The sequence below is a fragment of the Campylobacter gastrosuis genome (assembly GCF_030249845.1).
GTDB lineage: Bacteria > Campylobacterota > Campylobacteria > Campylobacterales > Campylobacteraceae > Campylobacter_A > Campylobacter_A gastrosuis.
The window spans coordinates 129,878-154,482 of record NZ_JANURM010000002.1 but is presented as its reverse complement, the minus strand read 5'-3'; the positions used below and the strand labels follow the sequence as shown (position 1 = coordinate 154,482).

The 24,605-nt window shown below is 38.2% G+C and carries 21 protein-coding genes; 18 read left to right on the top strand and 3 right to left on the bottom strand.

Going from position 1 to position 24,605, the window contains the following annotated elements; all coding sequences use genetic code 11:
• Positions 1 to 14: 14 nt before the first annotated feature.
• A complete protein-coding gene (locus NYG85_RS02725; protein ID WP_284936945.1) occupies positions 15 to 3,185 on the bottom strand; it encodes a DUF748 domain-containing protein in 3,171 nt (1,056 codons plus the stop codon).
• Positions 3,182 to 4,495 carry an aminotransferase class V-fold PLP-dependent enzyme gene (locus NYG85_RS02720; RefSeq protein ID WP_284936944.1) on the bottom strand — a complete coding sequence of 438 codons (1,314 nt, stop codon included), beginning with the start codon at positions 4,493 to 4,495 and terminating at the stop codon, positions 3,182 to 3,184. The genes NYG85_RS02725 and NYG85_RS02720 overlap by 4 nt, the downstream gene beginning before the upstream one ends.
• A 145-nt stretch (positions 4,496 to 4,640) precedes the next feature.
• On the opposite strand from NYG85_RS02720, the gene NYG85_RS02715 reads away from it, so the two are divergent.
• Genes NYG85_RS02715 through purH form a run of 9 tightly spaced genes read left to right on the top strand, consistent with a single transcriptional unit; the run spans position 4,641 to position 13,957 of the window.
• The gene (locus NYG85_RS02715; RefSeq protein ID WP_284936943.1) at positions 4,641 to 5,441 is read left to right on the top strand and encodes a DUF234 domain-containing protein; all 801 of its coding nucleotides are present in this window, start codon (positions 4,641 to 4,643) and stop codon (positions 5,439 to 5,441) included.
• On the top strand, positions 5,434 to 6,414 hold the full coding sequence (locus NYG85_RS02710; protein ID WP_284936942.1) for a sensor histidine kinase: 981 nt from the start codon (positions 5,434 to 5,436) through the stop codon (positions 6,412 to 6,414). Before NYG85_RS02715 ends, NYG85_RS02710 begins: the two co-directional genes overlap by 8 nt.
• Positions 6,411 to 7,013: a cysteine hydrolase family protein gene (locus NYG85_RS02705; protein WP_284936941.1), complete on the top strand. Its 603-nt coding sequence runs from the start codon at positions 6,411 to 6,413 to the stop codon at positions 7,011 to 7,013. Before NYG85_RS02710 ends, NYG85_RS02705 begins: the two co-directional genes overlap by 4 nt.
• A 59-nt stretch (positions 7,014 to 7,072) precedes the next feature.
• Positions 7,073 to 9,268 (top strand): phosphoribosylformylglycinamidine synthase subunit PurL, encoded by a 2,196-nt coding sequence (gene purL / locus NYG85_RS02700; RefSeq protein ID WP_284936940.1) that lies wholly within the window; start codon positions 7,073 to 7,075, stop codon positions 9,266 to 9,268.
• Positions 9,268 to 10,332 (top strand): SDH family Clp fold serine proteinase, encoded by a 1,065-nt coding sequence (locus NYG85_RS02695; RefSeq protein WP_284936939.1) that lies wholly within the window; start codon positions 9,268 to 9,270, stop codon positions 10,330 to 10,332. The genes purL and NYG85_RS02695 overlap by 1 nt, the downstream gene beginning before the upstream one ends.
• A gap of 2 nt (positions 10,333 to 10,334) precedes the next feature.
• Positions 10,335 to 11,096, top strand: a complete 762-nt coding sequence (locus tag NYG85_RS02690) for a TerB family tellurite resistance protein (protein WP_284936938.1) — start codon at positions 10,335 to 10,337, stop codon at positions 11,094 to 11,096.
• Positions 11,097 to 11,112: 16 nt separating this feature from the next.
• On the top strand, positions 11,113 to 11,634 hold the full coding sequence (locus tag NYG85_RS02685) for a PD-(D/E)XK nuclease superfamily protein (protein ID WP_284936937.1): 522 nt from the start codon (positions 11,113 to 11,115) through the stop codon (positions 11,632 to 11,634).
• Positions 11,631 to 12,428, top strand: coding sequence for a DNA-methyltransferase (locus tag NYG85_RS02680; RefSeq protein ID WP_284936936.1), 798 nt, complete (start codon positions 11,631 to 11,633; stop codon positions 12,426 to 12,428). Before NYG85_RS02685 ends, NYG85_RS02680 begins: the two co-directional genes overlap by 4 nt.
• Positions 12,425 to 13,957 (top strand): bifunctional phosphoribosylaminoimidazolecarboxamide formyltransferase/IMP cyclohydrolase, encoded by a 1,533-nt coding sequence (purH, locus tag NYG85_RS02675; protein WP_284936935.1) that lies wholly within the window; start codon positions 12,425 to 12,427, stop codon positions 13,955 to 13,957. Before NYG85_RS02680 ends, purH begins: the two co-directional genes overlap by 4 nt.
• Before the next feature lie 35 nt (positions 13,958 to 13,992).
• Here the strand turns inward: purH and NYG85_RS02670 are convergent, their stop codons facing one another.
• Positions 13,993 to 14,346, bottom strand: coding sequence for a histidine triad nucleotide-binding protein (locus NYG85_RS02670; RefSeq protein ID WP_284936934.1), 354 nt, complete (start codon positions 14,344 to 14,346; stop codon positions 13,993 to 13,995).
• Positions 14,347 to 14,464: 118 nt separating this feature from the next.
• On the opposite strand from NYG85_RS02670, the gene pheS reads away from it, so the two are divergent.
• From pheS to NYG85_RS02625, 9 genes are all read left to right on the top strand, one after another.
• A complete protein-coding gene (gene pheS, locus NYG85_RS02665; protein ID WP_284936933.1) occupies positions 14,465 to 15,457 on the top strand; it encodes a phenylalanine--tRNA ligase subunit alpha in 993 nt (330 codons plus the stop codon).
• A complete protein-coding gene (gene pheT / locus NYG85_RS02660; protein ID WP_284936932.1) occupies positions 15,454 to 17,784 on the top strand; it encodes a phenylalanine--tRNA ligase subunit beta in 2,331 nt (776 codons plus the stop codon). The genes pheS and pheT overlap by 4 nt, the downstream gene beginning before the upstream one ends.
• Positions 17,781 to 19,055 (top strand): 3-phosphoshikimate 1-carboxyvinyltransferase, encoded by a 1,275-nt coding sequence (gene aroA, locus NYG85_RS02655; RefSeq protein ID WP_284936931.1) that lies wholly within the window; start codon positions 17,781 to 17,783, stop codon positions 19,053 to 19,055. Before pheT ends, aroA begins: the two co-directional genes overlap by 4 nt.
• Positions 19,045 to 19,881 (top strand): 4-hydroxy-3-methylbut-2-enyl diphosphate reductase, encoded by an 837-nt coding sequence (locus NYG85_RS02650; RefSeq protein WP_284936930.1) that lies wholly within the window; start codon positions 19,045 to 19,047, stop codon positions 19,879 to 19,881. The genes aroA and NYG85_RS02650 overlap by 11 nt, the downstream gene beginning before the upstream one ends.
• The gene (locus tag NYG85_RS02645) at positions 19,878 to 20,327 is read left to right on the top strand and encodes a low molecular weight protein-tyrosine-phosphatase (RefSeq protein ID WP_284936929.1); all 450 of its coding nucleotides are present in this window, start codon (positions 19,878 to 19,880) and stop codon (positions 20,325 to 20,327) included. Before NYG85_RS02650 ends, NYG85_RS02645 begins: the two co-directional genes overlap by 4 nt.
• Positions 20,328 to 20,431: 104 nt before the next feature.
• A complete protein-coding gene (locus NYG85_RS02640) occupies positions 20,432 to 22,087 on the top strand; it encodes a 30S ribosomal protein S1 (RefSeq protein WP_284936928.1) in 1,656 nt (551 codons plus the stop codon).
• Positions 22,088 to 22,094: 7 nt separating this feature from the next.
• Positions 22,095 to 22,574: a hypothetical protein gene (locus tag NYG85_RS02635; RefSeq protein WP_284936927.1), complete on the top strand. Its 480-nt coding sequence runs from the start codon at positions 22,095 to 22,097 to the stop codon at positions 22,572 to 22,574.
• A complete protein-coding gene (gene serA / locus NYG85_RS02630; RefSeq protein WP_284936926.1) occupies positions 22,571 to 24,148 on the top strand; it encodes a phosphoglycerate dehydrogenase in 1,578 nt (525 codons plus the stop codon). The genes NYG85_RS02635 and serA overlap by 4 nt, the downstream gene beginning before the upstream one ends.
• Before the next feature lie 8 nt (positions 24,149 to 24,156).
• Positions 24,157 to 24,597, top strand: coding sequence for a fatty-acid--CoA ligase (locus NYG85_RS02625; protein WP_284936925.1), 441 nt, complete (start codon positions 24,157 to 24,159; stop codon positions 24,595 to 24,597).
• Positions 24,598 to 24,605 lie beyond the last annotated feature (8 nt).

The window sequence follows — 24,605 nt, the reverse complement described above, 5'->3', positions numbered from 1 at the left end:
ATAAAAATACAAATTTAATCCTCAACTCCCATTAATATTGGCACATAAATATCCATTTGTGCCTTTGTTTTGGAAATTTTATCATTGATTTTGATATTTTTATCTGAAATTCCAGCCTTGTTCATCGCATTTTTTAGGTTAATGGCTCGGTTTTTAGCGAGTTTTTCTAGGCTGTCGTTTGCGATTTTTTGCATTTTTATAAGCTCTGCATAAGGCTCTTTTGGCTGTTTGGCTCCGAATGTTGTCTTTGAAATTTGAGCTAGTGCTTCATCAAAACTAAGTCCATTTTTATTTACTAATGATGAAATCTTAGCATCAAGTAATCGTTTTTGTATCGCCTTTTTATCGGCATTTTCATCATAGCTTGGCGTGATTTTTAAAAGCATTTTTGGCTTTGTATCAATAATCTTTTTAAAATCGGCTATTTTTTTGTTTTGCGAGAGTAAAATTTCATCGCTGCCAGCGGTAAAATCAACGCTAGAAAGCCCCTTTGCGTCCGCTATGCCAAGCACGTTGCCAAGCAGACTAAACGGCGATGTGATGACATCTGTAAAAATTTTCATAATCGCCCCAAAAATGATACCGCCGTAGCTAAATTTTGGGTTTGACATATCGCCGCTAACTGGCAGATTTAGGTTTATTACGCCGTTTTTATCCTCTAAAATTGAGACTGCCAAAGAGAGCGGCAAAGAGAGTGCTTTTTGCGATTTGACATCATCTCCAAGCACAATTTTTTCAATCCTAATTTCATTCTCACCTTTCATTTTTTCATCATCAATCTTGTAATTTAAATTTAGCCCCAAAGTCCCGCCGTTTATCTTTTTACCGACAAAAGTCGCCGTGTATGGAGTGCTATTTTCAAGTGCGATATCCTTAAATTTGAGTGAAATTTGCGATAGTTTTGTCGGTTTAAATGGCTCGGTTTTGATAAAAATATTTGCACTCCCACTCTCGCCAACAACGCCATTTGCTTGAATATGTGATAGGTTTTTGCTATCAATCTTGTCAATTTGAGTGTTTAAATTTTTAATAGAGATATGAAAAGGTAGCACCAAACTATCATCAGTAAAGTCAATTAGCGCGTCATTTATGGCTAATTTTTCTACTTTAAAGTCGTGATTTTTTTGAGTTTGGTTATCATCTGTTGAGTTTGTATCTTTTAAAATTTTGCTTAAATTTAGGCTGCCATCTTTTGAAATTTTGGCGTTTAAATATGGCTCATTTAGAGCTATATCATCTATGTTTAAAGTTGTGCCATTAAGCCCAAGTCTAGCGATATTTAGTGCTTTTGTGCCTAAAATTTTTGTGCCGTTTTGATCAAAATATAGGTTTGATAATTTTAACGAGCCGTTTAAAATTGGCTCTTTTTTAAAGGATAAAATCGTGCTGTATTTTGCCTCTCCGCTTGAAATTTTGGCGTTTAGATACTCATCTGTGATTTTGTTAAAGTTGCTTAAATCCTTAAAATCAGCGTCAATTTTTAGGTTTATATTTAGCGGATTTAAGGCTATTTTGCCACTTGTTTTTGCTTGTATTTGTTCATCAGTTTTAAGGTCTAAATTTAGTAAAAATGGCTCTTTAAAATCGCTTGAAAACTCCGAAATTTTAGCATTCATAGCGATTTTATGATTTAGTGGTTTTTTGATGAAATTTTCGTTTATATCGGCTTTAAAATTTTTAATTTCTAAGTCGCTTATTTTAGCTAAAAAATTGGTTGTGTTTTTATCATTTTTGGCTGTTTTTGATTTTGGTATTTTGATATTGTTTATCTCTTCTATGCCATTTTTATTGATTTTGGCTCTTAAAAAAGGCTCATTGATTAGGATTGATTTTATGCCTAAGTCGTTACTTTTTAAATTTAGTGTGTTTAAGGCTAACTCTTTAATGCTAAAAAATGCTCTGTTTTTACTAAAAATATCGGTGTTTAAAACACTAATAAGTGCGATTTTTAGGGCGTTATCGGCATAATTTATCTCATTTAATTTTATATTTTTAATGCCTAAAAATTCGCTATTTTCTAGCTTGGTTTTTATCTCGTTTATGTTAGCTTCATTTAGATTGATATTTAAATTTTTATTAAATGTTAGATTAATCAAATTTAGATTAATATCATTTAGGGTTGTGCTGGTTTCATAGCCGTTAAATGAGCTTTTGGCTATTTTTATCTCTGGAATTTTTAGTATTGTGTTAGTATTTGTTTGATTTATGTTTAAATTTTGGGCTGAAATTTTTTCAGTTAAGAGCGAAAAATCACTATTTTTTAGGTTAAAATTTTCTAAATTTAGAGTGCTAGTTAGCATAGTTTGATTAAAATCGGTGTTTAAGTTTATCTTGTTTAAGTCAATTTTGCTTACTAAAATATCGGCAAAATCGCCATTTAGAGCTGGTTTTTCTAGGTTTATGGTGCCGTTTATTTCAAGGTTATTTTTAAAGTTTAAATTTAGTGCCAAGCTTAATTCGCCACCTTTTAGCCTTGTTTTTGTGCTGTTTTCTAGGTAGCTTTGCCATATTTTATCTAGCGTTAATCTATTTAGGTTGATGATAGCGTTTAAGTTTATTGGATTTATTAGGGCATTTAGGCTTAAATTTAGGTCGTTAATTTCATTTGATTTTAGGCTTAAAATGTGTTTGCCAAGGCTGTTTTGTTCTAAATTTATATCGGTTATTTGATAATTTATATCGTTTATTTTTGTGCTAAAAGGCTTTTTTAAAGCCAAATCATTAAAGTCAATTTTACCATTAATCAGCCTTAAATTTTTAAGCTCAAAGTTAAATTTTGCACTCTTATTATTATCGTTTTTTTCGCTATTTGTTGCCAAATTTAAGAAGTTTAAGCTCCCATCTTTTTGCCGTGTGATATTAAAATCTGGCTCGTATAAATTTATGGTTTTTACGCTGAAATTTTTAGTAACCATTTTCATTAAATCCATATCAATATCAAACTGTCTAACCTTAAAAAGCTTTGAGGTTGTGTTTAGCTCTATATTTGAGGCATTTAGCTCAAAAGTGTATGGGTTAAAATTGACATTTTTAATGGCTAAACTTAAATTATTATCACTAAGTTTTTTAGGCAAGGTGTTTTTAATTAGATACGGCACACCATAAAATCCAAATAAAGTATAAACTAAAATTAAACACAGAATGCTAAAAAGGCTAATTAAAATTCTCTTATATTTTTTTATCATATTCTCCCCATTAAAGCGTATAATGAACGCTCTTCTGCCCATAAATTTTTATATTTTTTCACGCTATTTTTGATAGCCTCTATTAAAAAATCTATATCATCAAAAGTGTGAGTGTAGTGAATGCTAACTCTGACCCAGCCTGGTTTTTCTTTTAGCTCATCGTTATCAATTAGCCCAAGCAATTCGTGTCCGTAAGGTCCAGCACAAGCACATCCAGCACGTGTTTGTATGCCATAGTCGTTGCTTAAAAGTGCCGTTAAATCATAGGGCGAAATGCCTTTTATGTTAAATGAAAATATTGGCAAACGCTCTAAATTTAGCGGAGAATATAGCACTAAATCATCAATTTCTTGCAATCTATTCTCAAAATATTTGCCAAGTTCAAGCTCGTTTTCTTTAATCGCTTTAAAGCCGATTTTATCCCTTAATTCATAGGCTAGCTTTGCCTTTAAAAGCTGAATTATCGGCGGTGTGCCACCTTGTTCTAACTGCTCGGCTTCGTTTAAAAAAATATGTGAAATTCTGCTTACATAGCTAACCGTCCCGCCACCTGCAAATGTCGGCTCGTCTTGCGTGTAAAGCTCCTTTTTTAGGGCTAAAAGCCCACAGCTACCCACTCCGCCAAGCAGTTTATGAGGCGATAAAAAAAGGGCGTCAAAGTAGCTACAATCAACATTTTCATATCCGCTGATACTTGAAGCATCAAGGGCTAAAATTGCGTTGTGTTTTTTAAACAAATTATAAATTCTTTTATAATCAGTAATCACGCCAGTAACGTTTGAGCAGACACTAAATGAGCCAATAATTTCACGTTTGCTGTTTTGTTCTAAAATTTGCTCTAAGTGCGTAAAATCAAGCTCTCCAAGTTCATTTTTTCTAACTCTAATAAGATCGCAAAGCCCCTGCCTAAAACTCACTTCGTTTGAGTGGTGCTCAAATGGACCAATTATTACAAGTGGCAGATTTTTGGGGTTTAAATCGTAGCGTTGCTTGGTCTTTGGCGGGACATAAAGTCCTAAAATTTCTTGAAATTTTTTAATCGCAGAGGTCGCCCCAAAACCGCAACCAAAAAGATAAAAATTATCATTTAATCCGAGCGATTTTTTAAGCTCATTTCGTGCGTTTTCATATAAATTTTGCGTGATTATTGCGTTTGATGAGCTGTCTGAGTGAGTGTTTGCGTAGGTTAAAAGAGCCTTTAAAATCTCGTCCTCAACGTCCTTGTAAGCAAGTCCAGAGGCTGTAAAATCAAAATATTTTATCCCATCTTTTAAGATGATTTTTTTTCTAATATTTTCTAAATTTATCACGCAAATCCTTAAAAATTTCGTGCTATTATAGCGGATTTAGCTAATAAATAGTATATTAACGCTGTGAATTTTAAAAAAGGACATCGCCATAAATCCGCTAAAATCAACGTATAAAGGCAATAAACACCTTGATATTGAGGAGCTTGTGAAATTTCACCTTGTCTTTGATGGATTTTGCTTAAAAAATGCTTATTATGATATTTTTAGGGCGATTGAAGTTGAAATTTTAGATGATTTTGAGCTAATTTCATCTGAGTTTAGCACGTTTAGTGAGGCTGAAAAATCGGTGCTTACAAAGCTTGCTAAGAGCGATAGAAAGTGGTTTGGGATTTATAAAATTCTGCCTAAAAATTTGGCTTCAAAAAGTTATGCAAATCTCATTAAAAATGGCATTTTACGTGTTGAGATTAGCAAAGAAACGCCAAAAAATAGAGCAAAAAATGAGCGTTTAAAAAAGAGCGAAAGGCGGTATAAAATTGAGAACAAACTTCATTTTTCGTGCCATTTTTTTAGGTTTTGGTTTAGATTTATTTACCCAAATTTAGACGCTTTAAGGGCTGGTAAAAAAGATGAAATTTTAGCTTTGATTAGGGCTGGATTTGATGAGTATGTTGGGCTTGGTTTTGAGATGATTTTTGCTGAATTTTTGGCTAAAAAATTTCAAATAAATGCTGAAATTTCAAGCTTTTGGCATAAAAATATTGAGTTTGATATTTTTGTAAAAAGTGGCGATTTTTTGCTTGTTGGCGAGGCAAAATTTAGGGGCAAAAAGGTGTGTAAAAATGTCTTAAATATGCTTTTAAAAAAGTGCGATAGGCTAAAAATCACGCCAAATTTCATTGTGATTTTGTCAAAAAGCGGATTTAGCAACGAGCTTTTAGCACTAAAAGATGAGCGAATAAAACTTTATGAAATTAACGATTTAATGGAGCTTTTAGATGAGTAGCGAGATAGAAAGTGGGCTAAAAAGCCTGATAGAACAGACCTATTTGATTGAGCAAGAGTATAAAAAAATCTCACAAAGTTATGAAAATTTACAAAAAATCGTAAAAGATGTCGTTGATGTTTTGCCAACTGCTGTTTGGATTTTAAACGCCGATGAGAGCGTGTTTTTACAAAATGCAAACGCCCTAAAACTTGCCGATTTGTTTGTGATTTTGGATTTAAACTTAAACGAATATGAATGCGAAAAAAATGGCTCATTTTATCTGATAAAAATTTCAAAAAAAGATGATAAAAAAATCGTTCTAGCCATTGATATTACGACGCAAAAACGCACCGAGCGACTTGCTTCAATGGGGCAGGTAGCAGCCCATTTAGCACACGAGATTAGAAACCCAATCGGCTCGGTTTCGCTTTTGGCTTCTACGCTTTTAAGGCGTGTTGATGATAAAAACGCAAAAATTGTGGGCGAAATTCAAAGTGCGATTTGGCGAGTTGAGAGGATCATCAAAGCCACGCTACTTTTTACAAAAGGGGTGCATTTAAACCGCCAAAATTTCAACCTTTTTGAGCTAAAAAAGGAGTGTGAAGAGGCGATAAAATTCTATCAATACTCAAAAAATATAAATATAAACTTAGAGTTTGAAGATGCCCAGTATAACGCTGACAAGGAGCTTTTGTGCATTGTTTTTCAAAATTTGCTTTTTAATGCAATTGATGCAATTGAAGACGATGAAAACGAGAGTGGCGAGATAAATTTATGGTATGAAAATAGCCAAAATGAGCATAAATTTTACATTTACGATAGCGGAGTTAGCATTAAAGATACTGGCATAGTTTTTGAGCCGTTTAAGAGCAGTAAATTAAAGGGCAACGGGCTTGGACTTAGCCTTTGTTTGCAGATTATCACGGCTCACGGCGGCACGATTGAGGTTAGCCTAAATCCAAAAACATTTTGCGTGAGTTTGCCAAAATGAAGCTTGACTTAACCGCCCTAAACCCCAAAAATACGGCAATAATTAGCGTTGATATGATAAATGCATTTTGCAAATTTGGTGCTTTAAGCAGTCAAAAATGCGGTGAAATTTCGCAAAAAGCGGCAGATTTTTTAAGTCACGCTTACGAGCTTGGATTTTTAAATATTTTATTAATACAAGATTTACACGATGAAAATAGCAGTGAGTTTTTATCATTTAAAAAACACGCAGTTAAGGGCTTAAATGAGTGTGAAGCTATTGATGAGATTAAAAATTTAAGCTTTTATGAAAAGTTAATGATTTTTAACAAAAACTCGCTTTCAATCGCTTATAACGAAAATTTCAACGCATTTTTACGCCAAAATCCGCACATTGACACCTTTGTAATTTTTGGCGTTTGCACCGATTTGTGCGTTTATAGCACAATCTCGCACCTAGCCCTTAGTGCAAATGAGCAAAATTTAAAACGCCGTTTAATTGTTGTTAAAGATCTCTGTGCGACCTTTGATGCACCAAATCACGATGCGGATTTTTACAATGAATTTTTCTTAAATCACGCAAAATTTGCCTTTAATGCAGAAATTAAAAAGCTCGGTTAATTTTACCGCTTTTTTAGCCTTATTAAAGTAAAATTGCAAAAAATTTTAAAGGGTTTAAAATGGATAAAGCCACTATCAAAGCGCACAAAATCAGCGACGGCGAATACGAAAATATCTTAAAAATTCTAGGCCGTGAGCCAAATTTACTTGAACTTGGGATATTCTCAGCGATGTGGAGCGAACACTGCTCGTATAAATCAAGCAAAAAATATCTAAACGGCTTTCCGACCAAAGCCCCTTGGGTCATTCAAGGACCCGGCGAAAACGCTGGCGTCATAGACGTTGGGGACGGATACGCCGCTGTTTTTAAAATGGAGAGCCACAACCACCCAAGCTTCATTGAGCCGTATCAAGGCGCTGCAACTGGGGTTGGTGGAATTTTAAGAGATGTCTTTACTATGGGTGCTCGCGTTGTGGCAAATATGAACTCGCTTCGCTTTGGTAAATTTGTCGGCAAAGATAAAACCGCAAAATACCAACGCCACCTAATCAAAGGCTCAGTCGCTGGTATCGGGCACTACGGCAATTGTATGGGAATTCCTACGATTGGTGGAGAGGTCGCTTTTGATGAGAGTTTTAACGGCAATATTTTAGTAAATGCCTTCGCGCTTGGAATTTGCAAAAGCGATGAAATTTTTTACGCAAAAGCCGAAGGCGTGGGCAATAGCGTAATGTATGTCGGCTCAAAGACCGGCAGGGACGGACTTGGCGGTGCTGTAATGGCAAGCGATAGCTTTAACGACGCAAATAAATCGCTTCGTCCGACCGTTCAAGTAGGCGACCCATTTGCTGAAAAACTACTGCTTGAAGCTTGTTTGGAGCTGTTTAAAACAGATTATATCGTTGGAATTCAAGATATGGGCGCGGCTGGACTTACTTCAAGTAGCTTTGAAATGGCAGGACGAAGCGGTAGCGGTATGAAAATGCACCTTGATAGAGTGCCTATGCGTGAGACTGGTATGACGCCTTATGAGCTAATGCTTAGCGAGAGCCAAGAGCGTATGCTAATTTGCGCTAAAAAGGGTTATGAAGCAAAAATCAAAGAAATTTTTAACAAATACGACCTTGATGCTGAAACTATCGGCGAGGTTACAAATAGCGGTAAAATGGAGCTTTTCTGGCACGGCGAGTTAGTGGGCGAGATACCAATTGACCCGCTTAGCGAGGCAGCACCCGTGCTTGATAGACCGACTAAACGCCCAAAATATTTTGATGAGATAAAGGATATTACGCCTAATAAATTTGAAAAAATTTCAAACGACAAGGCGTTTGATAGATTGCTTTGCGATCCGCATATTTTAAATAAATCATTTATCTACGACCAATATGACGCAAACATTCAGACAAATACGATAAAACAGCCCGGATTTTTGGGCGCTGGCGTGATTCGTATAAAAGAGAACGGCAGAGCGATCGCTATGGGTATGGAGTGCTCATCTCGCCACAACTACGTAAATCCAAAAATCGGCGCCGCAATGGCAGTAGCGGCAAGCGGACGAAAGGTCGCTATGAGCGGTGCGACACCACTTGCTATTACTGATTGTTTAAATTACGGCAACCCTGAAAACGCCGAGGTTATGTGGCAGTTTGCGCAAGGTTGCGAGGGGATAAAAGAGGCGTGCAGGGAGCTAAATACGCCTGTTGTAAGCGGTAACGTAAGCCTTTATAACGATACCGAGGGCGTTGGCGTCTATCCTACTCCGAGTATTGTAAGCGTTGGCGTAAATGAGAACGCCACAAAATCGCTTGGTAGCGTCTTTGTAAATAGCGACACACCAGTTTATCTAATCGGACAAACGAGCGGAGAATTTGGCGGTAGTCTTTATCTAAAAGCCCTGTTTAACGCAGTTGGCGGCGAGTTAAAAGAGATTGATTATAAAAGTGAAAGGGCGTTGTGGGATTTGGTAATTAACGCAAACAAGGCTGGGATTTTAGAGTTTGCAAACTCTGTCGGCACTGGTGGCGTGGCGATGACGCTAGCTAAAATGGCGTGCGTTAGCGGTATTGGCATTAACGCAAAATGCGGTTTTAGCGATGAGAGATTTATCTTTGATGAGAGCTTTTCAAGGGCGGTCGTGGGCGTAAAAGATGAGGCGAAATTTTTAGAACTCACTGAAATTTACGGACTAACCGCGCAAAAAATCGGCGTAACCGGCGGGGATAAATTTATCATTGACGGCGTTAATAAAAATTTAAAAGATATGCAAGATATTTACTTTAACGAATTTAGAAATATCATAAAACAGGATGACTAATGGGGCTAAAAGAGTGGATAGATAAGACCGCAAAAGGCGTAGATGACGAGCCAGAAGCACAGCAAGAGAGCGAAAAAAGAGGCGTGGCAAAGCCTCCGATTTTGTTTAATCAAACACAAATGCTTATTAAACAGCTTGAAAGCAAACTTGGCGGGACGCTAATAACTTACTACAACTCAAACGCCGGTTCAGTTTGCGGTAATGACGCGAGCGCGATGTATGAAATTTTAAAGGGTAAAAAGATAGAAAACGCCTTTTTATTCATAAAAAGCGACGGCGGCAGCGGTATTGCAAGTCTTAGGATTATTAGCACGCTTCGCAACTACTGCAAAAACATAACCGCGCTAATCCCTGCAAACTGCGCTTCGGCTGCGACTATGATGGCGCTTGGTGCAAATGAGATTGTTATGGGACCACTAGCTTACCTTACGCCAGTTGATACCTCGCTAAAACACGAGCTAAGCCCCACAAATAAGGGCAACGAGCTTGTAAGCGTGTCAATGGACGAGCTAAACCGCGTCATAAAACTATGGCACGAAAATGAAAAGCAAAATGACGAAAACCCCTACAAATCGCTTTATGAGTATATTCATCCGCTTGTTTTTGGTGCGGTTGATAGGGCTAGTTCGCTCTCTTTAAAAATTTGTCGTGAAATTTTGCGTTATCACATTGATGATGAGAGTAAAATCCGCCAAATTTCAGAGCGACTAAACGGCGATTATCCAGCACACGAGTATCCTATACTTTACCGAGAAGCCGAAGAGATCGGACTTCACGTGCGAAAAATGGATGATGAGCTAAACGAAATGCTTCAAGAGCTAACGATGCTTTACTCTGAAATGGGACAGCGCGCTTTTACTGATTATGATGAGAATAGCTATCACGATAACAACATCGCAAATATCATTGAAGCAAACGGCAAACAGATCTATTATCAGATAGATAAGGACTGGTTTTACCGCCCTGATGAGAGGCGTTGGAGCGTGATGAACGATGAGAGCTCGTGGCGTAAAAACGAGCTAGTCGGCGGTAAGCTTAAAAATACGATCTATCATTTGTGGTAAAAATGGCATCGTTTATCTTTTACGCATTCGTTTTTTGGGTGATTTACTGGATTTTTTCAAAATTTAACGCTCAAAACGGCATAAGGCAGGAGTTTAAAAGGCGAGTTAGCCAAGACGAGGCAAAATTTCTAATAGCCCTTTTGGCAAAAGTCGCAAAGGGCGACGGCAGGGTAAATGAGCTTGAAGCTGGGCTAATTAGCGAAACGCTTGATGATATGGTGATTCAAACTGGCGTTAGCAGAGATGATTTAAAGGCGATTTTTAACACAGAAAAGCAAAACACCGCCGATGCCTACGAGCTTGCACGTGAGTATGCGACTAAATTTCGCCTAGATAGGCAAACGGCGATCGCTAGGCTGACGTTTTTTCTAAATTTAGCCTACATTGATGGCGATTTTAGCAGTGATGAAAGAGCCGTGATTAGCGATATCGCAAGGGGTTTTGGGATTGATGATACGCTTTTGGGCGTAATTATTTATCGCTTTGAGAAATTTTATACAAATCAACGCCAAAACAACAGCAATCATCAAAGCCAAAACAGATACCAAAATACGCCAAAAGACCCTTACGCCGTGCTTGAAATTTCAAGGGACGCAAGTTTTAGCGAGATTAAAAGAAAGTATCGCGAACTTGTAAAAAGATACCACCCAGATATTTTAATGGGGCAGGGTGAGAGCGAAAGTGTGATAGAAAAATCAACCAAAAAACTTCAAGAGATAAACGAAGCGTATGAGAAAATCAAAAACGAACGAGGCGAGAAGTGATTTTAAAGGATTATAAATGATAGAGGGTGGAGTTGGCGGTTCTAATACAAGAACTGGTCTTGTTTTTGAGGGTAAAGTAGATTTGGCTACATTTTTAAATTCTCAAAATGGGTATTTTGTTGATAAAAATTCACAAGTTTTTTTTAATGATGAGTTGGTGGCTCAAATTTTTAAGAAATATAAATTTTATGATTTTTTAGAGAGTAAAGGCGTTGAGTGGGAGGGTGTTATTTCAAAACGCCTTTTGCCAGATGATAGCATTTATGTGATTGTAAATAACACATTTTTTATAATTGAGTGTAAATTTCAAAAAGTAGCAGGTTCTGTTGATGAGAAGCTTCAAACTTGCGATTTTAAGAAAAAGCAGTATCAAAAGCTACTTTCACGCTTAAATATGGAGGTTGAATATATCTACTTGCTAAGCGATTGGTTTAAAAAACCTGAATACAGAGATGTTTTAAATTATATTATTAGCGTTGGTTGTAGATATTATTTTGAGTATATCCCATTGCAAATTTTAGGACTACCTATAAAATGAAAAGCGATTTTACACTTCATCACGGTGATACGTTTGAAATTTTGCCAAAATTTAAAAATCACTTTGATCTAATATTTGCCGACCCACCTTATTTTTTATCAAACGATGGATTAAGCATTCAAAGTGGTCAAATCGTGAGCGTAAATAAGGGAGTGTGGGATAAAAGTTATGGCATTGATGAGATTGATAAATTTAATTTTTCGTGGCTAGAAATCGCTAAAAATTCCCTAACTAATAACGGCTCAATTATGATAAGTGGAACATATCACAACATATTTTCAATCGGCAGAGCATTGCAAAAGCTTGATTATAAAATTTTAAACATAATAACTTGGCAAAAGACAAATCCGCCGCCAAATTTTAGTTGTCGCTATCTAACCCATAGCACAGAGCAGATTATTTGGGCTAGAAAGAGCGAAAAGCATAAACATATTTTTAATTACGAAATTTTAAAAAAGATAAATGATGATAAGCAAATGAAAGATGTGTGGAGTTTTTCGGCGATAGCCCCTTGGGAGAAAACGTGTGGCAAACACCCAACTCAAAAACCGCTTGCACTCTTAGTGCGTCTTATTCTAATGGCGACTGATGAAAATAGTGTGGTTTGCGATCCGTTTAGCGGTAGTAGCACGACTGGTATTGCCGCAAATCTACTTGGGAGAAATTTTGTTGGGATTGAAAAAGATAGAGATTTTGTAGAAATTTCTTTAAAAAGAAAGGCTCAATTAGAGCAAAATTTTAGTGATTTTAAAAATAAAATTTTAGATTTAAAAATTTTAAAGGAGCAAAAATGAGAGCGTTAATCAGCGTTAGCGATAAAGAGGGCATTGTTGAGTTTGCCAGTGGTTTAGTGGGCTTAGGGTTTGAAATTTTAAGCACCGGCGGGACGTTTAAGCTTTTAAAAGAAAACGGCATAAAAGCCCTAGAAGTAAGCGAATACACAAAAAGTCCGGAGATGTTTGAGGGGCGCGTAAAGACCCTGCACCCAAAAATTCACGGCGGAATTTTACACAAAAGAGATGATAAAAATCACGCCGAACAAGCCTTGCAAAACGATATTGGCGGGATTGATTTGGTCTGTGTAAATCTCTATCCGTTTAAGCAAACGACCATTAGAACCGATGATTTTGACGAGATTGTTGAAAACATTGACATAGGCGGTCCGGCGATGGTCAGAAGCGCTGCAAAAAATTTCAAAGATGTTTTAATCGTAACTAATCTAAACGACTATGAAAACGTGCTAAATGCCTTAAAAAACGGCACGGCTGATTATGAGTTTAGAAGAAATTTAATGATAAAAGCTTTTGAACACACAGCAAGTTATGATGCGATGATTGCAAACTATATGAACGAGCGATTTAACGGCGGTTTTGGGGCTAGTAAATTTATAGTCGGCAATAAGGTTTTTGATACTCGTTACGGCGAAAATCCGCACCAAAAAGGCGCTTTATATGAGTTTGAGAGCTTTTTTAACCTAAATTTTCGCGCTCTAAAAGGTGAGGCGAGCTTTAATAATCTAACCGACATAAACGGCGCTTTAATGCTTGCTACTAGCTTTGATGAAGCCCCAGCTGTGGCTATCATAAAACACGCAAATCCTTGCGGTTTTGCCGTAAAAAACACGCTTCTTGAAAGCTATACCGAGGCGCTAAAATGCGATCCGATCTCAGCTTATGGCGGAGTGGTGGCGATAAATGGCACGCTTGATAAGGCGTTGGCACAAAAAATCAATGAAATTTACGTTGAAGTGATCCTAGCTGCAAACGTTACAGACGAGGCGTTGGCAGTTTTTGAAGCCAAAAAACGCATTAAAATTTTCACCCAAGATAATAAATTTTTAGTTCGCGCAAACGACAAATACGACTTTAAGCGAATTGACGGCGGTTTTGTCTATCAAGAGCGAGATGAAGTAAGAGATGATGAGCTAAAAAATATGAAGCTAGTTAGCAAACGTAGTGCTAGCGAGCACGAGCTAAAAGATGCCGATATCGCTTGGAAGGTGGCAGCGCTAACAAAATCAAACTGCGTAGTTTATGTAAAAGACGCAGCCGTCGTTGCGATCGGTATGGGTATGACTAGCCGTGTAGATGCTGCAAGAGCCGCCGTGGCAAAAGCAAAGGATATGGGGCTTGATTTAAACGGCTGCACGCTTGCTAGCGAGGCGTTTTTCCCATTTAGAGATAGCATTGACATTGCCCATAGCGTGGGAGTTAGGTGCATTATTGAGCCGGGCGGTAGCATAAGGGACGATGAAGTCATAGAAGCTGCAAACGAGCATAATATATCGCTGTATTTTACTGGCGTTAGACACTTTTTGCACTGATATTTTAGACAAATTTCACCCAAAATGGGTGAAATTTAAAATGTTGATTGCGGATTTGCCGAGCTTCTATCCCAGCCTAGCTTTGAGCCAGCAAGTAGATGAAAATGCAGGTGCATTACCTCCTGACCGCCGTTTTCACCGCAGTTTGTAATCAAGCGGTAGCCACTTTTATCCACGCCGATAAATCTCGCAAGTTCTTGGATAAAGCTTAGCATTTCGCCCATTAAAGCTGGATCCATCTCTTGGATATTTTCAAAGTGCTTTTTTGGGATTATTAAAATATGGATTGGAGCACGTGGATTTATATCACGAAAGGCTAGAAATTTCTCATTTTCAAGCACCTTATTGCAAGGAATTTCACCAGCTACGATCTTCTCAAAAATTGTCATTTTATCTCCTTTTTTAAACTCCCAATTATAACAAATAAGAGCTAAAAATATCGCCTTTTTATGCGTTTTTTAATAAATTTTTACTAAAATCTACACAAAATTTTTAAAAGGTTTGACATTGAGAGATTTTGTAAATGAGATAAAAAATTGTCAAAATTTAGCCGAACTTGAAAAGATTAGGCTTGAAATTTTTGGCAAAAAGGGGATTTTAGCCACTGGTTTTGCTAAGCTTAAAGAGCTTGATGAGAGTGCTAAAAAGGATTTTGCTGAGAGCCTAAATAGACAGCGAGATGAGCTTGGTGCCTTGCTTGAAGCTAAAAAAGATGAGCTAAACGAGCTTGAAATTTCGGCAAAAATGAAGCAAGATGCTGTTGATATTAGCCTATTTAACGAGCCTTTGCAAACTGGGGCGATTCACCCTGTTATGGACGTTATGGATAGGATTATTGAGTATTTTGTAAGTCAAAATTTCTCGCTTGAAACTGGACCGCTTATTGAGGACGATTTTCACAATTTTGAAGCTCTAAATTTGCCAAAATACCACCCAGCACGTGATATGCAAGATACATTTTATCTAAAAGATAGCAGGCTTTTACGCACTCACACAAGCCCAGTTCAGATTAGAAAAATGCTAAACTCAAAGCCGCCGATTCGTATGATAGCACCGGGATCTGTGTTTAGGCGTGATTTTGACGTTACGCATACGCCGATGTTTCATCAGGTTGAGGGGCTTGTCGTGGAGCAGGGCGATAGCGTGAGCTTTGCGAATTTAAAAAGTATGCTTGAAAATTTCTTAAAATATATGTTTGGCGATGTTAAAGTGCGTTTTCGCCCTAGCTTTTTCCCATTTACCGAGCCTAGCGCCGAGGTTGATATTAGCTGTATTTTCTGTCACGGCGAGGGCTGTCGGGTCTGTAAGCACACCACTTGGCTTGAAGTTTTAGGTTGTGGGGTGGTTGATCCAAACGTATTTAAGGCAGTTGACTATAAAGGTGTAAGCGGTTATGCCTTTGGGCTTGGGGTTGAGCGATTTGCGATGTTGCTTCACAGAGTGCCTGATTTAAGGTCGCTTTTTGAGGGAGATTTAAGATTATTGGAGCAGTTTAGATGATAATTTCAAAAAATTGGTTAAATGAATTAATAGATTTAAGCACGTTTAGCACCGATGAGCTCGTAAAGACACTAAATTCTATCGGTTTTGAGGTTGATGGTTTTAAAGAGATTAGAGTGCCTGATAATATTGTCGTTGGCTACGTTAGAAGTAGGCAAAAGCACCCAGACGCTGATAAATTAAGCGTTTGTGAAGTTGATATTGGCAGTGAAAATTTACAAATCGTTTGCGGTGCAAAAAACGTTGAAGCAGGGCAGTTTGTGCCAGTTGCCCTAATCGGTGCGGTTATGCCAAATGGGCTTGAAATTAAAAAAGCAAAGCTTCGTGGAGTTGAGAGCTGTGGTATGATTTGCTCATCAACCGAGCTTGGACTTGCAAAGATAAATGACGGCATAATGGTGCTTGATGAGAGCATTGGCAGTTTAGAGCTTGGCAAAAAAATCGCCGATTTTGAGTGCTTTAACGACGCGATTATTGAGATTGATATCACTGCAAATAGGGGCGACGCAAACAGCATAAACGGCATTGCTAGGGAGTTAGCGGCTAAACTTGATCTGAATTTAAAAGAGAACACACCTTATGAAGACGCTGAAAATTTACCCGGCATTGGTCGCATTGTTTCGCTTCACGCCGATGAAAATGTCCAAAGCTCAGTCGTTTATAAAGCACTGCAAATCCACGAAAATTTAAGCGAAAATCTGCTTACTAAGCTAAGACTTGCCGTGGTTGAGTGCGATAAAACTTGCGTGATTGAGCGACTTTTAGAATACGTAACCTACACCACCGGTGTGCTTTTAAGGGCGTATGATTATGATAAAATTGCCACAAATGACAAGGTTTTATTTAGCATAAAAAGTGGCAAAAACAAAGAGTGTGAAATTTACGCAGATAGCCAAAATTTAGGCGTCGCTGGGGTTTATCAGGATAAAATTTGCAAGGTTGATGAAAACTCAAAAATCGTAATCGTAGCCGCTAGCTACACCGACCCAAATATCATCGCTGAATTTGTAGGTGAAAACAAAAACATCCAAAAAGACGCCGAGCTTTACAGGGCAACTCGTGGTAGCGAGCCAAATTTAAATTATGCAATGGACTATTTGTTTAAAAAGTTAGCCACTTCAAAGCAGGTTAGTTTATATGCAGGGGCTCAACAATATTTAGCCAAAAAAGAGCCAAAAATGCTAAATATTACCTTGGCTGAGATTAATAAAATGATAGGTTATGAGGTCGCTAGAAGCGAGATTGTGCGGATTCTTAAAAAGCTTGGTTTTGCTGTGGTCTTTAATCAAGAGCTTGAAAGCATAAACATAAAAGTCCCGCTATTTCGCCACGATATCATAAATTCTCACGATATTTGCGAGGAGATTGTCCGCCTTGTTGGGATTGATAATATCCCGTCAAGTCCGATGAAATTTAGCGAAGAAAATCGCCTAAATGACACCTACAAACGCTATAAATTTGCACTGGATTTAAGAAAAAAATCGGCAAGTGCTGGATTTTTTGAGAGTGTTCATTATGTTTTTGATAGTGCCGATGAGCTTAAAATTTTAGGTTTCACGCCTTGTAAAGCACAGATTGCAAATCCGATAAATAACGAGCTAAACGAGCTTCGCCCAACGCTTATAAATCATCTTTTAAGCTCGGCTGAGAAAAATATAAAAAATCAAAAACGCTCAGCCAAGCTCTTTGAATATGGTGCCGTGTTTAGTCAAAATGGCGATCAAAGCTCACGTTTTGGCTTTATTCACGCTGGACTTTTAAAAGAGCCAAGCCTTGCAAACGGCGTTAAAATCGCCGAAGTTGATTTTTTAAGCTTTGCAAACAGCATTAAGAGCGTAATTGGCGATTTTAATCTATCAAAAAGCGATGAAATAGCCTATTTAAGCCCATTTGAACAGGCTAAAATTTACAAAAATGGCGTAGAAATAGGCTACATCGGACGACTTCATACAAAATTTGAAGATCTAAGAGATCTGCCTAAAACATATATTTGCGAGATCTACTTTGACGCCCTAAATTACGAGCCTATCAAGGCTGTGCCTTACTCAAAATTCCCAAGCATAAGCCGTGATTTAAGCCTTATCGTGCCTAATGATATGGAGTTTAGGCTCATAAAAGAGGCGATAAATGAGCTAAAAATTCCTACCCTAAAAGAATTTTTACCAGTTGATATTTACCGCTCAAATGAGCTTGGTAAAAACGTGAGTTTAAGCGTGAAATTTACATTTCAAGATATGAACTCATCGCTTACAGATGACGAGGTAGCCGTGCTAATGGATAAAATTTTAACCCAGCTAAATGAAAAATTAAGCGTGAGTATAAGATGAGAGTCTTTGCCCAAACAAAACCGCTAATTGCAAAGCTTGAAAATATCGCCTCTGATAAGTCTATCTCTCACAGATGTGCGATTTTCTCGCTTTTAAGTGATAAAAAAAGCGTGATAAAAAACTATTTAAGAGCTGAGGATACGCTAAATACGCTAAATATCGTGCGTGAGCTAGGAGCTGTGATAACCGATGAAAACGGCACTATAACGATCACGCCACCAGCAAAAATCGCCGAGCCAAAGGTGGTTTTAGAGTGTGGAAATTCTGGAACGGCGATGAGAATTTTTATGGGGCTTCTTGCCGCGCAGGACGGATTTTTCGTGCTAAGTGGCGATAAATACCTAAATAATCGCCCAATGGCGCGTGTTGCAAAGCCACTCATTAAGGTTGGAGCTAGGATTGACGGCACGAGCGACGGCGATAAGGCACCGCTTTGCATACGTGGCAAAAAGCTTGACTATTTTAAATTTAAAAGCGAAATCAGCTCGGCTCAGATTAAAACTGCTCTGCTTTTAGCCGGGCTTTACTCAAATGGTTGCGAGTTTAGCGAGGACGAGCTAAGCCGTGATCACACCGAGCGAATGCTAAAAGGTATGGGCGCTAAGATTAGCGATGAAAACGGCGTTATAAAGCTAGAAGCGATGAATAAACCGCTAAGTCCGCTTGAAATTTCAGTGCCAAACGACCCAAGCTCGGCTTTCTTTTTTGCAGTCGCCGCTTGTGTGGTGCCAGGCTCTCATATTGTGCTAAAAAACGTGCTTTTAAATAAAACTCGCATTGAAGCTTATAAAATTTTAGAAAAAATGGGCGCTGATATAAAATTTACAAAAACTAGCGAAAAATACGAAGAGATCGGCGAGATAGAGATAAAATACGCCAAACTCAAAGCCGTTGATGTAAGCGAAAATATCTCGTGGCTCATTGATGAAGCGCCCGCTTTGGCTGTGGCTTTTAGCGTGGCACAGGGCGTAAGCACGTTACGAAATGCCGCTGAGTTAAGAGTAAAAGAGAGCGATAGGATAGGCGTTGTTGTGGCTGGTCTTAGGGCTTGTGGGATTGAAGTTAGCGAGTTTGATGACGGATTTAGCGTAAAGGGCGGCGTGGCAAAAAGTGCCGTGATTGATAGTCACGGCGATCACAGGATAGCGATGAGCTTTGCGATTTTGGGGCTAGGCTGTGGTATGGAGATTTTAAAGAGCGAATTTATTGCTACATCGTTTCCAAATTTTAGCGATATTTTAAGGCAAATGGGGGCTAGGGTTGAAGATTGAACTTGCTAGTAGCTATGGCTTTTGCTTTGGCGTAAAACGGGCGATAAAAATCGCTGAAAACGCCAAAGATGCCTCAACTATCGGACCGCTCATTCACAACAACGAAGAGATAAACCGCTTAGAGCAAAATTTTAACGTAAAAACGCTTGACGGCATTAACGATTTAACCGATGAGAAAAAGGCGATTATTCGCACTCACGGCATTACAAAAACCGACCTTGAAAGCCTAAAAAATAGCGGTATAAATATCATTGACGCAACCTGTCCGTTTGTTACAAAACCACAGCAAATTTGTGAAAAAATGAGCGATGAGGGCTATGATATCGTCATCTTTGGCGATGAAAATCACCCAGAGATTAAGGGCGTAAAGTCCTATGCAAAGGGCAAGGTTTTTGTCGTGCTTGATGAGAGCGAGCTTGAAAATATTAGGCTCTCTCAAAAGGTCGCCGTTTTAAGCCAAACGACGCGAAAATTTGAAAAATTTAGCCAAATTGTAAATTTTTTAATGCTAAAAGTTAAAGAGGTTAGGGTTTTTAACACCATTTGCAACGCCACTTTTGAAAACCAAGAAGCCACAAGGGAGCTATCGACTCGCGCCGATGTGATGATAATCATCGGCGGTAAAAACAGCTCAAACACAAAGCAACTTTACTACATTTCAAAGCAGTTTTGCGATGATAGTTATTTGATAGAAAACGAAGCCGAGCTTGAAAAATCGTGGTTTGAAGCTAAAAATTTATGTGGTGTAGCAGCGGGGGCTAGCACACCTGATTGGGTTATTCAAAGGGTTGTGGATAAGATTAATTTAATAAAAGGCGAGATGTGATAAAAGTTCTGTTTGTCTGTCACGGCAATATCTGCCGAAGCACAATGGCGGAGTCGGTTTTTACCCACATTGTAAATAGGCGTGGGCTAAGTGATAAATTTTACATAAATTCAGCTGCGACAAGCACCGATGAGATAGGCTCTCCCCCGCATTTTGGCACCGCAAATAAACTAAAAAGCCTAGAAATTCCGCTCGTGCCACACAGAGCTGTGCAGATAACAAATCAAGATTTTAAAGATTATGATTACATAATCGCAATGGATACTCAAAACATTAAAAATTTAGCAAAATTTACTGGCTTTGACGCTCAAAAAACCTTTAAGCTTTTAAGCTTTGCTGGACTTGATAGAGATATTGCCGACCCTTGGTATAGCGGAGATTTTGATAAAACTTACGATGATATTTTAAAGGGTTTAAGCGGCTTTTTAACACACCTAAAATTTTAAGAATTTTCAAATATTTTTTAAATTTTCAACCGCAAATAAGCCTTTTTTAGCTAAAATCCTGCAATTTACTCTTTTTAGTAAATACTAAATTTCAAAGGATTAAGATGGCTGTGAACAAAAGCGTTCAGTTTAAGGCAGATGATATTGATGATGTTGATTTTGCCGCAATGTTAGAGGAGTCTTTTAAAAAGACCGAAGAGGACAGCGAAGGCACTATCGTTGAGATTAGAGGCGATGAGGCTTTGGTTGATATAGGCAAGAAATCAGAGGGTAGATTACCACTTTCTGAGATTACTGACGCAAAGGGTAACCTACTTTACAAAGTCGGCGACACGATTAAGGTCGTAATCACCGGTCGTGGCGTGGTTTCTCACAAAAAAGCGTTAAGAAAAGAGAAGGTTAAGGCGTTTATTGACGCTTATGAGCCAGAGAAATTTGCCGAGCCGATTGATGTTAAAATCGTTGGCAAAAACAAGGGCGGATTTGTCGCTACTGACGCAAATGGCGTTGAGTTTTTCTTACCAAAAACACAGAGCGGATTTAAAAATTCAAACGACGTTGTCGGTAAAAGCTATAAAGTAAAAATAATAAAAGTTGATAAAGATGAACAAAGCATTGTAGTTTCACGCAAAAAACTACTTGATGAAGATAGAAAAAAACGCAAAGAGGCCATTGCTGGCATAGTTGATAATGCCGATATTATGCAAGGCACTATCAAAAAAATCACGACTTATGGTATGTTTGTAGATGTTGGCGGTGTTGATGGCTTGGTGCATTATAGCGAGATAAGCTACAAAGGCCCAGTAAATCCAAGCTCAATCTACAAAGAGGGCGATGAAGTAGCCGTAAAAGTCATCAGCTACGACAATGAAAAACGCCACCTTTCGCTATCAATCAAAGCCGCCACGCCAGATCCGTGGGATGAGATTATCAAAGATGGATTAGAGGTTGGCGACACGATTAAGGTTATTGTTAGCAACATTGAGCCTTATGGTGCGTTTGTTGATCTTGGTAATGACATTGAGGGCTTTTTACATATCTCTGAAATTTCGTGGGATAAGAATATAAAAAATCCAAAAGACCACATATCTGAGGGCGAAGAGATTGATGTTGAAGTTATTGAAATTGATATGAAAGACCGCCGCCTTAGAGTTAGCCTTAAAAATTTACTACCAAAGCCATTTGATGAGTTTAAGAAATCTTACAAAGAGGGTGAGGTCGTAAATGGCGTGGTTACGAGCGTTACGGCGTTTGGTGCGTTTATTAAAATCGGTGCTGTTGAGGGCTTACTTCACAATGAGGACGCATCTTGGGATAGAAGCGTTCGTTGCAAAGATTTATTTAAAGTAGGCGATGAGATAAGCGTGAAAATCGCAAAAATTGATGAAAAAGAGCAGAAAATTTCGCTAAGCCTAAAAGAGCTAAAACAAAGTCCAGTTGGCGAGTTTGCCACTAAGCACAAGGTCGGCGATGTCGTTAAAGGTAAAATTCGCGATATTAAAGACTTTGGCGTGTTTGTTGAGCTTGGAGATAATGTTGATGCACTTATCCGCAAAGAAGATTTAGGTAGTGTTGATGCTAATGCCCTAAAAATCGGCGATGAGATAGAAGCAGCGGTGGCTTTTATTGATGAGAAAAAGAATAGAATCCGCCTAAGTATTAGGTATCTTGCAAAGCAAAAAGAGCGCGAAGTGCTTAATGAGATAAATGATAACGACAGGGTTAGCCTTGGCGATATTATCAAAGAGCAACTACAATAAAATTTAAATGAGTAGGCATACTCTTTTAGCGATTGTGAGCGTTTTGCTCATTTTGGTTTTTAGCCTTGGCATTTATCTTTATAAATATGCAAATGCAAATTTAGCCGAGATAAAGCAAGACACCCAAAGTGAGCAAAATTTAGCAAAACAAGAGCCAAACGCCCAAAACACGTGGCTAAACAAACTAGCCACGACTAGCAAAAAAGAGTATGTCCTGCCAGTAAATGAAATTTACATTGAGTATGCAAGACCACTAAAAACAAAGACAAAAACGGCATATCAGCTCATTGTTGATAAAAATGACGCCTACTCTTTGTTCTGCATTACACAGACTTTAAGAAGTATTGAGGTTGATTTTACGCTCGTAAAAGACGGCGTAAAAAGCCAAATCTTTCTAAACACAAACGACTCAGCCCTGCTTCAAAGTGTCATCACGAAGCTTGGGAATTTTGATATAAAAACAAGCGTAAAAGAGGTAAAGATATGAAAACCATTGTTGTTTGCGATGCTTTGCATCCTGTTGCATTAGAGCTTTTAAATAAAGAAGAGGACATTAAGGTCATAGATGCGATTAACACGCCAAAAGATGAGCTTTTAGATGTTTTAAAAGATGCTGACGTGGCAATCACAAGAAGCTCAACCGATGTTGATGAGAAATTTTTAAACGCTAGTAAAAGGCTAAAAGCGGTCGTTAGAGCTGGTGTTGGCGTTGATAATGTAGATATTGACGGCTGTTCTCGCCGCGGTATCATCGTTATGAACGTCCCTACGGCAAACACAATCGCTGCCGTTGAGCTTACAATGGCTCATATGTTAGCCGCTGCTAGGTCGCTACCTTACGCTCATAATGATTTAAAGGTAGATAGAATTTGGAAACGTGAGAAGTGGTATGGCGTTGAGCTTTTTAATAAAACGCTTGGTGTTATTGGCTTTGGCAATATCGGCTCACGTGTCGCCGTTCGTGCAAAGGCATTTGGTATGAATATCATCGCTTACGACCCTTACATTGACCCATCAAAAGTCATTGATATGGGCGGGACTTACACTACAAATTTTGATGATATTTTAAAGTGCGATTTTATTACAATTCACACGCCAAAGACCAGAGAAACCACCGATATGATAGGTGAGGCTGAAATTTCAAAGATGAAAGACGGCGTAAGGCTCATAAATTGTGCCAGAGGCGGACTTTATAACGAAGAAGCCCTTTATAACGGGCTAAAAAGTGGCAAAATCGCCTTTGCTGGCATTGATGTTTTCTCAAAAGAGCCAGCGACAAATCACCCACTTTTAGACCTTTCTAATGTAAGCGTAACTCCACATCTTGGTGCAAACACCCTTGAAAGTCAGCAAAATATCGCAGTTCAGGCGGTTGAGGGTGCTATAAGTGCTGCTCGTGGCATAAGCTATCCAAATGCCCTAAATTTACCGATAAAAGCCGAAGACTTACCTCCGTTTGTTGAGCCTTATGTTGAGCTTATCTCAAAAATGGCGTTTTTGGCAGCTCAAATTAATAAAAAGGCGATTAGGGCTATTCACGTTGAAGCAGAGGGGCAGATTGGCGAGTATGTAAATTCTATGCTTACCTTTGCGATTGTTGGAGCTTTAAAGGAGAATTTTGGCGAGAAAATCAACTACGTAAATGCGAAATTTTTATGCGATGAGCGTGGGATTTTAAACGACGCTGTAATCGCCCCAGAGAGCGGTTATAAAAACAAAATTTCTGTCAAAATCACCACAGAGAGCGACACGACCACGATAAGTGGCACCGTTTTTGATGATAAAGAACAACGCATCGTTGGTATAAATGGATTTAAAACAGACTTCAAACCAAAAGGCAAAATGATCATCTTTAAAAACAACGATGTGCCGGGCGTTATCGCTGAAATTTCAGCCATTTTAGCCGATGAGCGTATCAATATCGCCGATTTTAGGCTAGGCAGAGATGAGCACGGCAAGGCACTTGCTGTGATTTTGGTTGATGAGAAAATTTCAAAAGAAACACTAGCCAAACTTGATGCACTTCAAACTTGCATTTGGGTTGCTTACGCCGTAATTTAGGGCTTTGCTTGAAATTTTTAGTCGTTGCGTTTTTAATTCTTGTCCTTGTCTTTTTAGTTATTATTTTAATAACAGCCGTTCTTTATCTTAGCGGCGATAATGGCAAGACTGAGCCGACAATTAAGGACATTGTCAAAAAAGATGAGAGTAAAATCACGATTAGGGATCTTTTAGAGGTTGCACAAGATAATTCAGTAAGTAAAAATAATCTATTTTTGCTCGTTGAGAGCTTTATAAAAATGCCCTTCCCAAAACGCCAAAAAGGCCCAATTGGTGCAGAGGCGAAGGAATTTTTAAGCTTTATTTTGCTTGTTGCAAGTCATAAAAACGCCGACGCAAAGCTAATAAGCTACCTAAATCAAGAGAGCAAGAAAAACAATAAAGAATACGTTGTAGAGATAGACGAATACGAAAAAAACGGACTAGAACAGCGTAAAAAACACAAATAGCACCCAAA

Bases quoted from the DNA above. Each gene is read 5' to 3' on its own strand.
- NYG85_RS02725 (WP_284936945.1), bottom strand. From the start codon at position 3,185: ATGATAAAAAAATATAAGAGAATTTTAATTAGCCTTTTTAGCATTCTG.
- NYG85_RS02710 (WP_284936942.1), top strand. From the start codon at position 5,434: ATGAGTAGCGAGATAGAAAGTGGGCTAAAAAGCCTGATAGAACAGACC.
- NYG85_RS02705 (WP_284936941.1), top strand. From the start codon at position 6,411: ATGAAGCTTGACTTAACCGCCCTAAACCCCAAAAATACGGCAATAATT.
- purL (WP_284936940.1), top strand. From the start codon at position 7,073: ATGGATAAAGCCACTATCAAAGCGCACAAAATCAGCGACGGCGAATAC.
- NYG85_RS02695 (WP_284936939.1), top strand. From the start codon at position 9,268: ATGGGGCTAAAAGAGTGGATAGATAAGACCGCAAAAGGCGTAGATGAC.
- NYG85_RS02690 (WP_284936938.1), top strand. From the start codon at position 10,335: ATGGCATCGTTTATCTTTTACGCATTCGTTTTTTGGGTGATTTACTGG.
- NYG85_RS02685 (WP_284936937.1), top strand. From the start codon at position 11,113: ATGATAGAGGGTGGAGTTGGCGGTTCTAATACAAGAACTGGTCTTGTT.
- NYG85_RS02680 (WP_284936936.1), top strand. From the start codon at position 11,631: ATGAAAAGCGATTTTACACTTCATCACGGTGATACGTTTGAAATTTTG.
- purH (WP_284936935.1), top strand. From the start codon at position 12,425: ATGAGAGCGTTAATCAGCGTTAGCGATAAAGAGGGCATTGTTGAGTTT.
- NYG85_RS02670 (WP_284936934.1), bottom strand. From the start codon at position 14,346: ATGACAATTTTTGAGAAGATCGTAGCTGGTGAAATTCCTTGCAATAAG.
- pheT (WP_284936932.1), top strand. From the start codon at position 15,454: ATGATAATTTCAAAAAATTGGTTAAATGAATTAATAGATTTAAGCACG.
- aroA (WP_284936931.1), top strand. From the start codon at position 17,781: ATGAGAGTCTTTGCCCAAACAAAACCGCTAATTGCAAAGCTTGAAAAT.
- NYG85_RS02640 (WP_284936928.1), top strand. From the start codon at position 20,432: ATGGCTGTGAACAAAAGCGTTCAGTTTAAGGCAGATGATATTGATGAT.
- NYG85_RS02635 (WP_284936927.1), top strand. From the start codon at position 22,095: ATGAGTAGGCATACTCTTTTAGCGATTGTGAGCGTTTTGCTCATTTTG.
- serA (WP_284936926.1), top strand. From the start codon at position 22,571: ATGAAAACCATTGTTGTTTGCGATGCTTTGCATCCTGTTGCATTAGAG.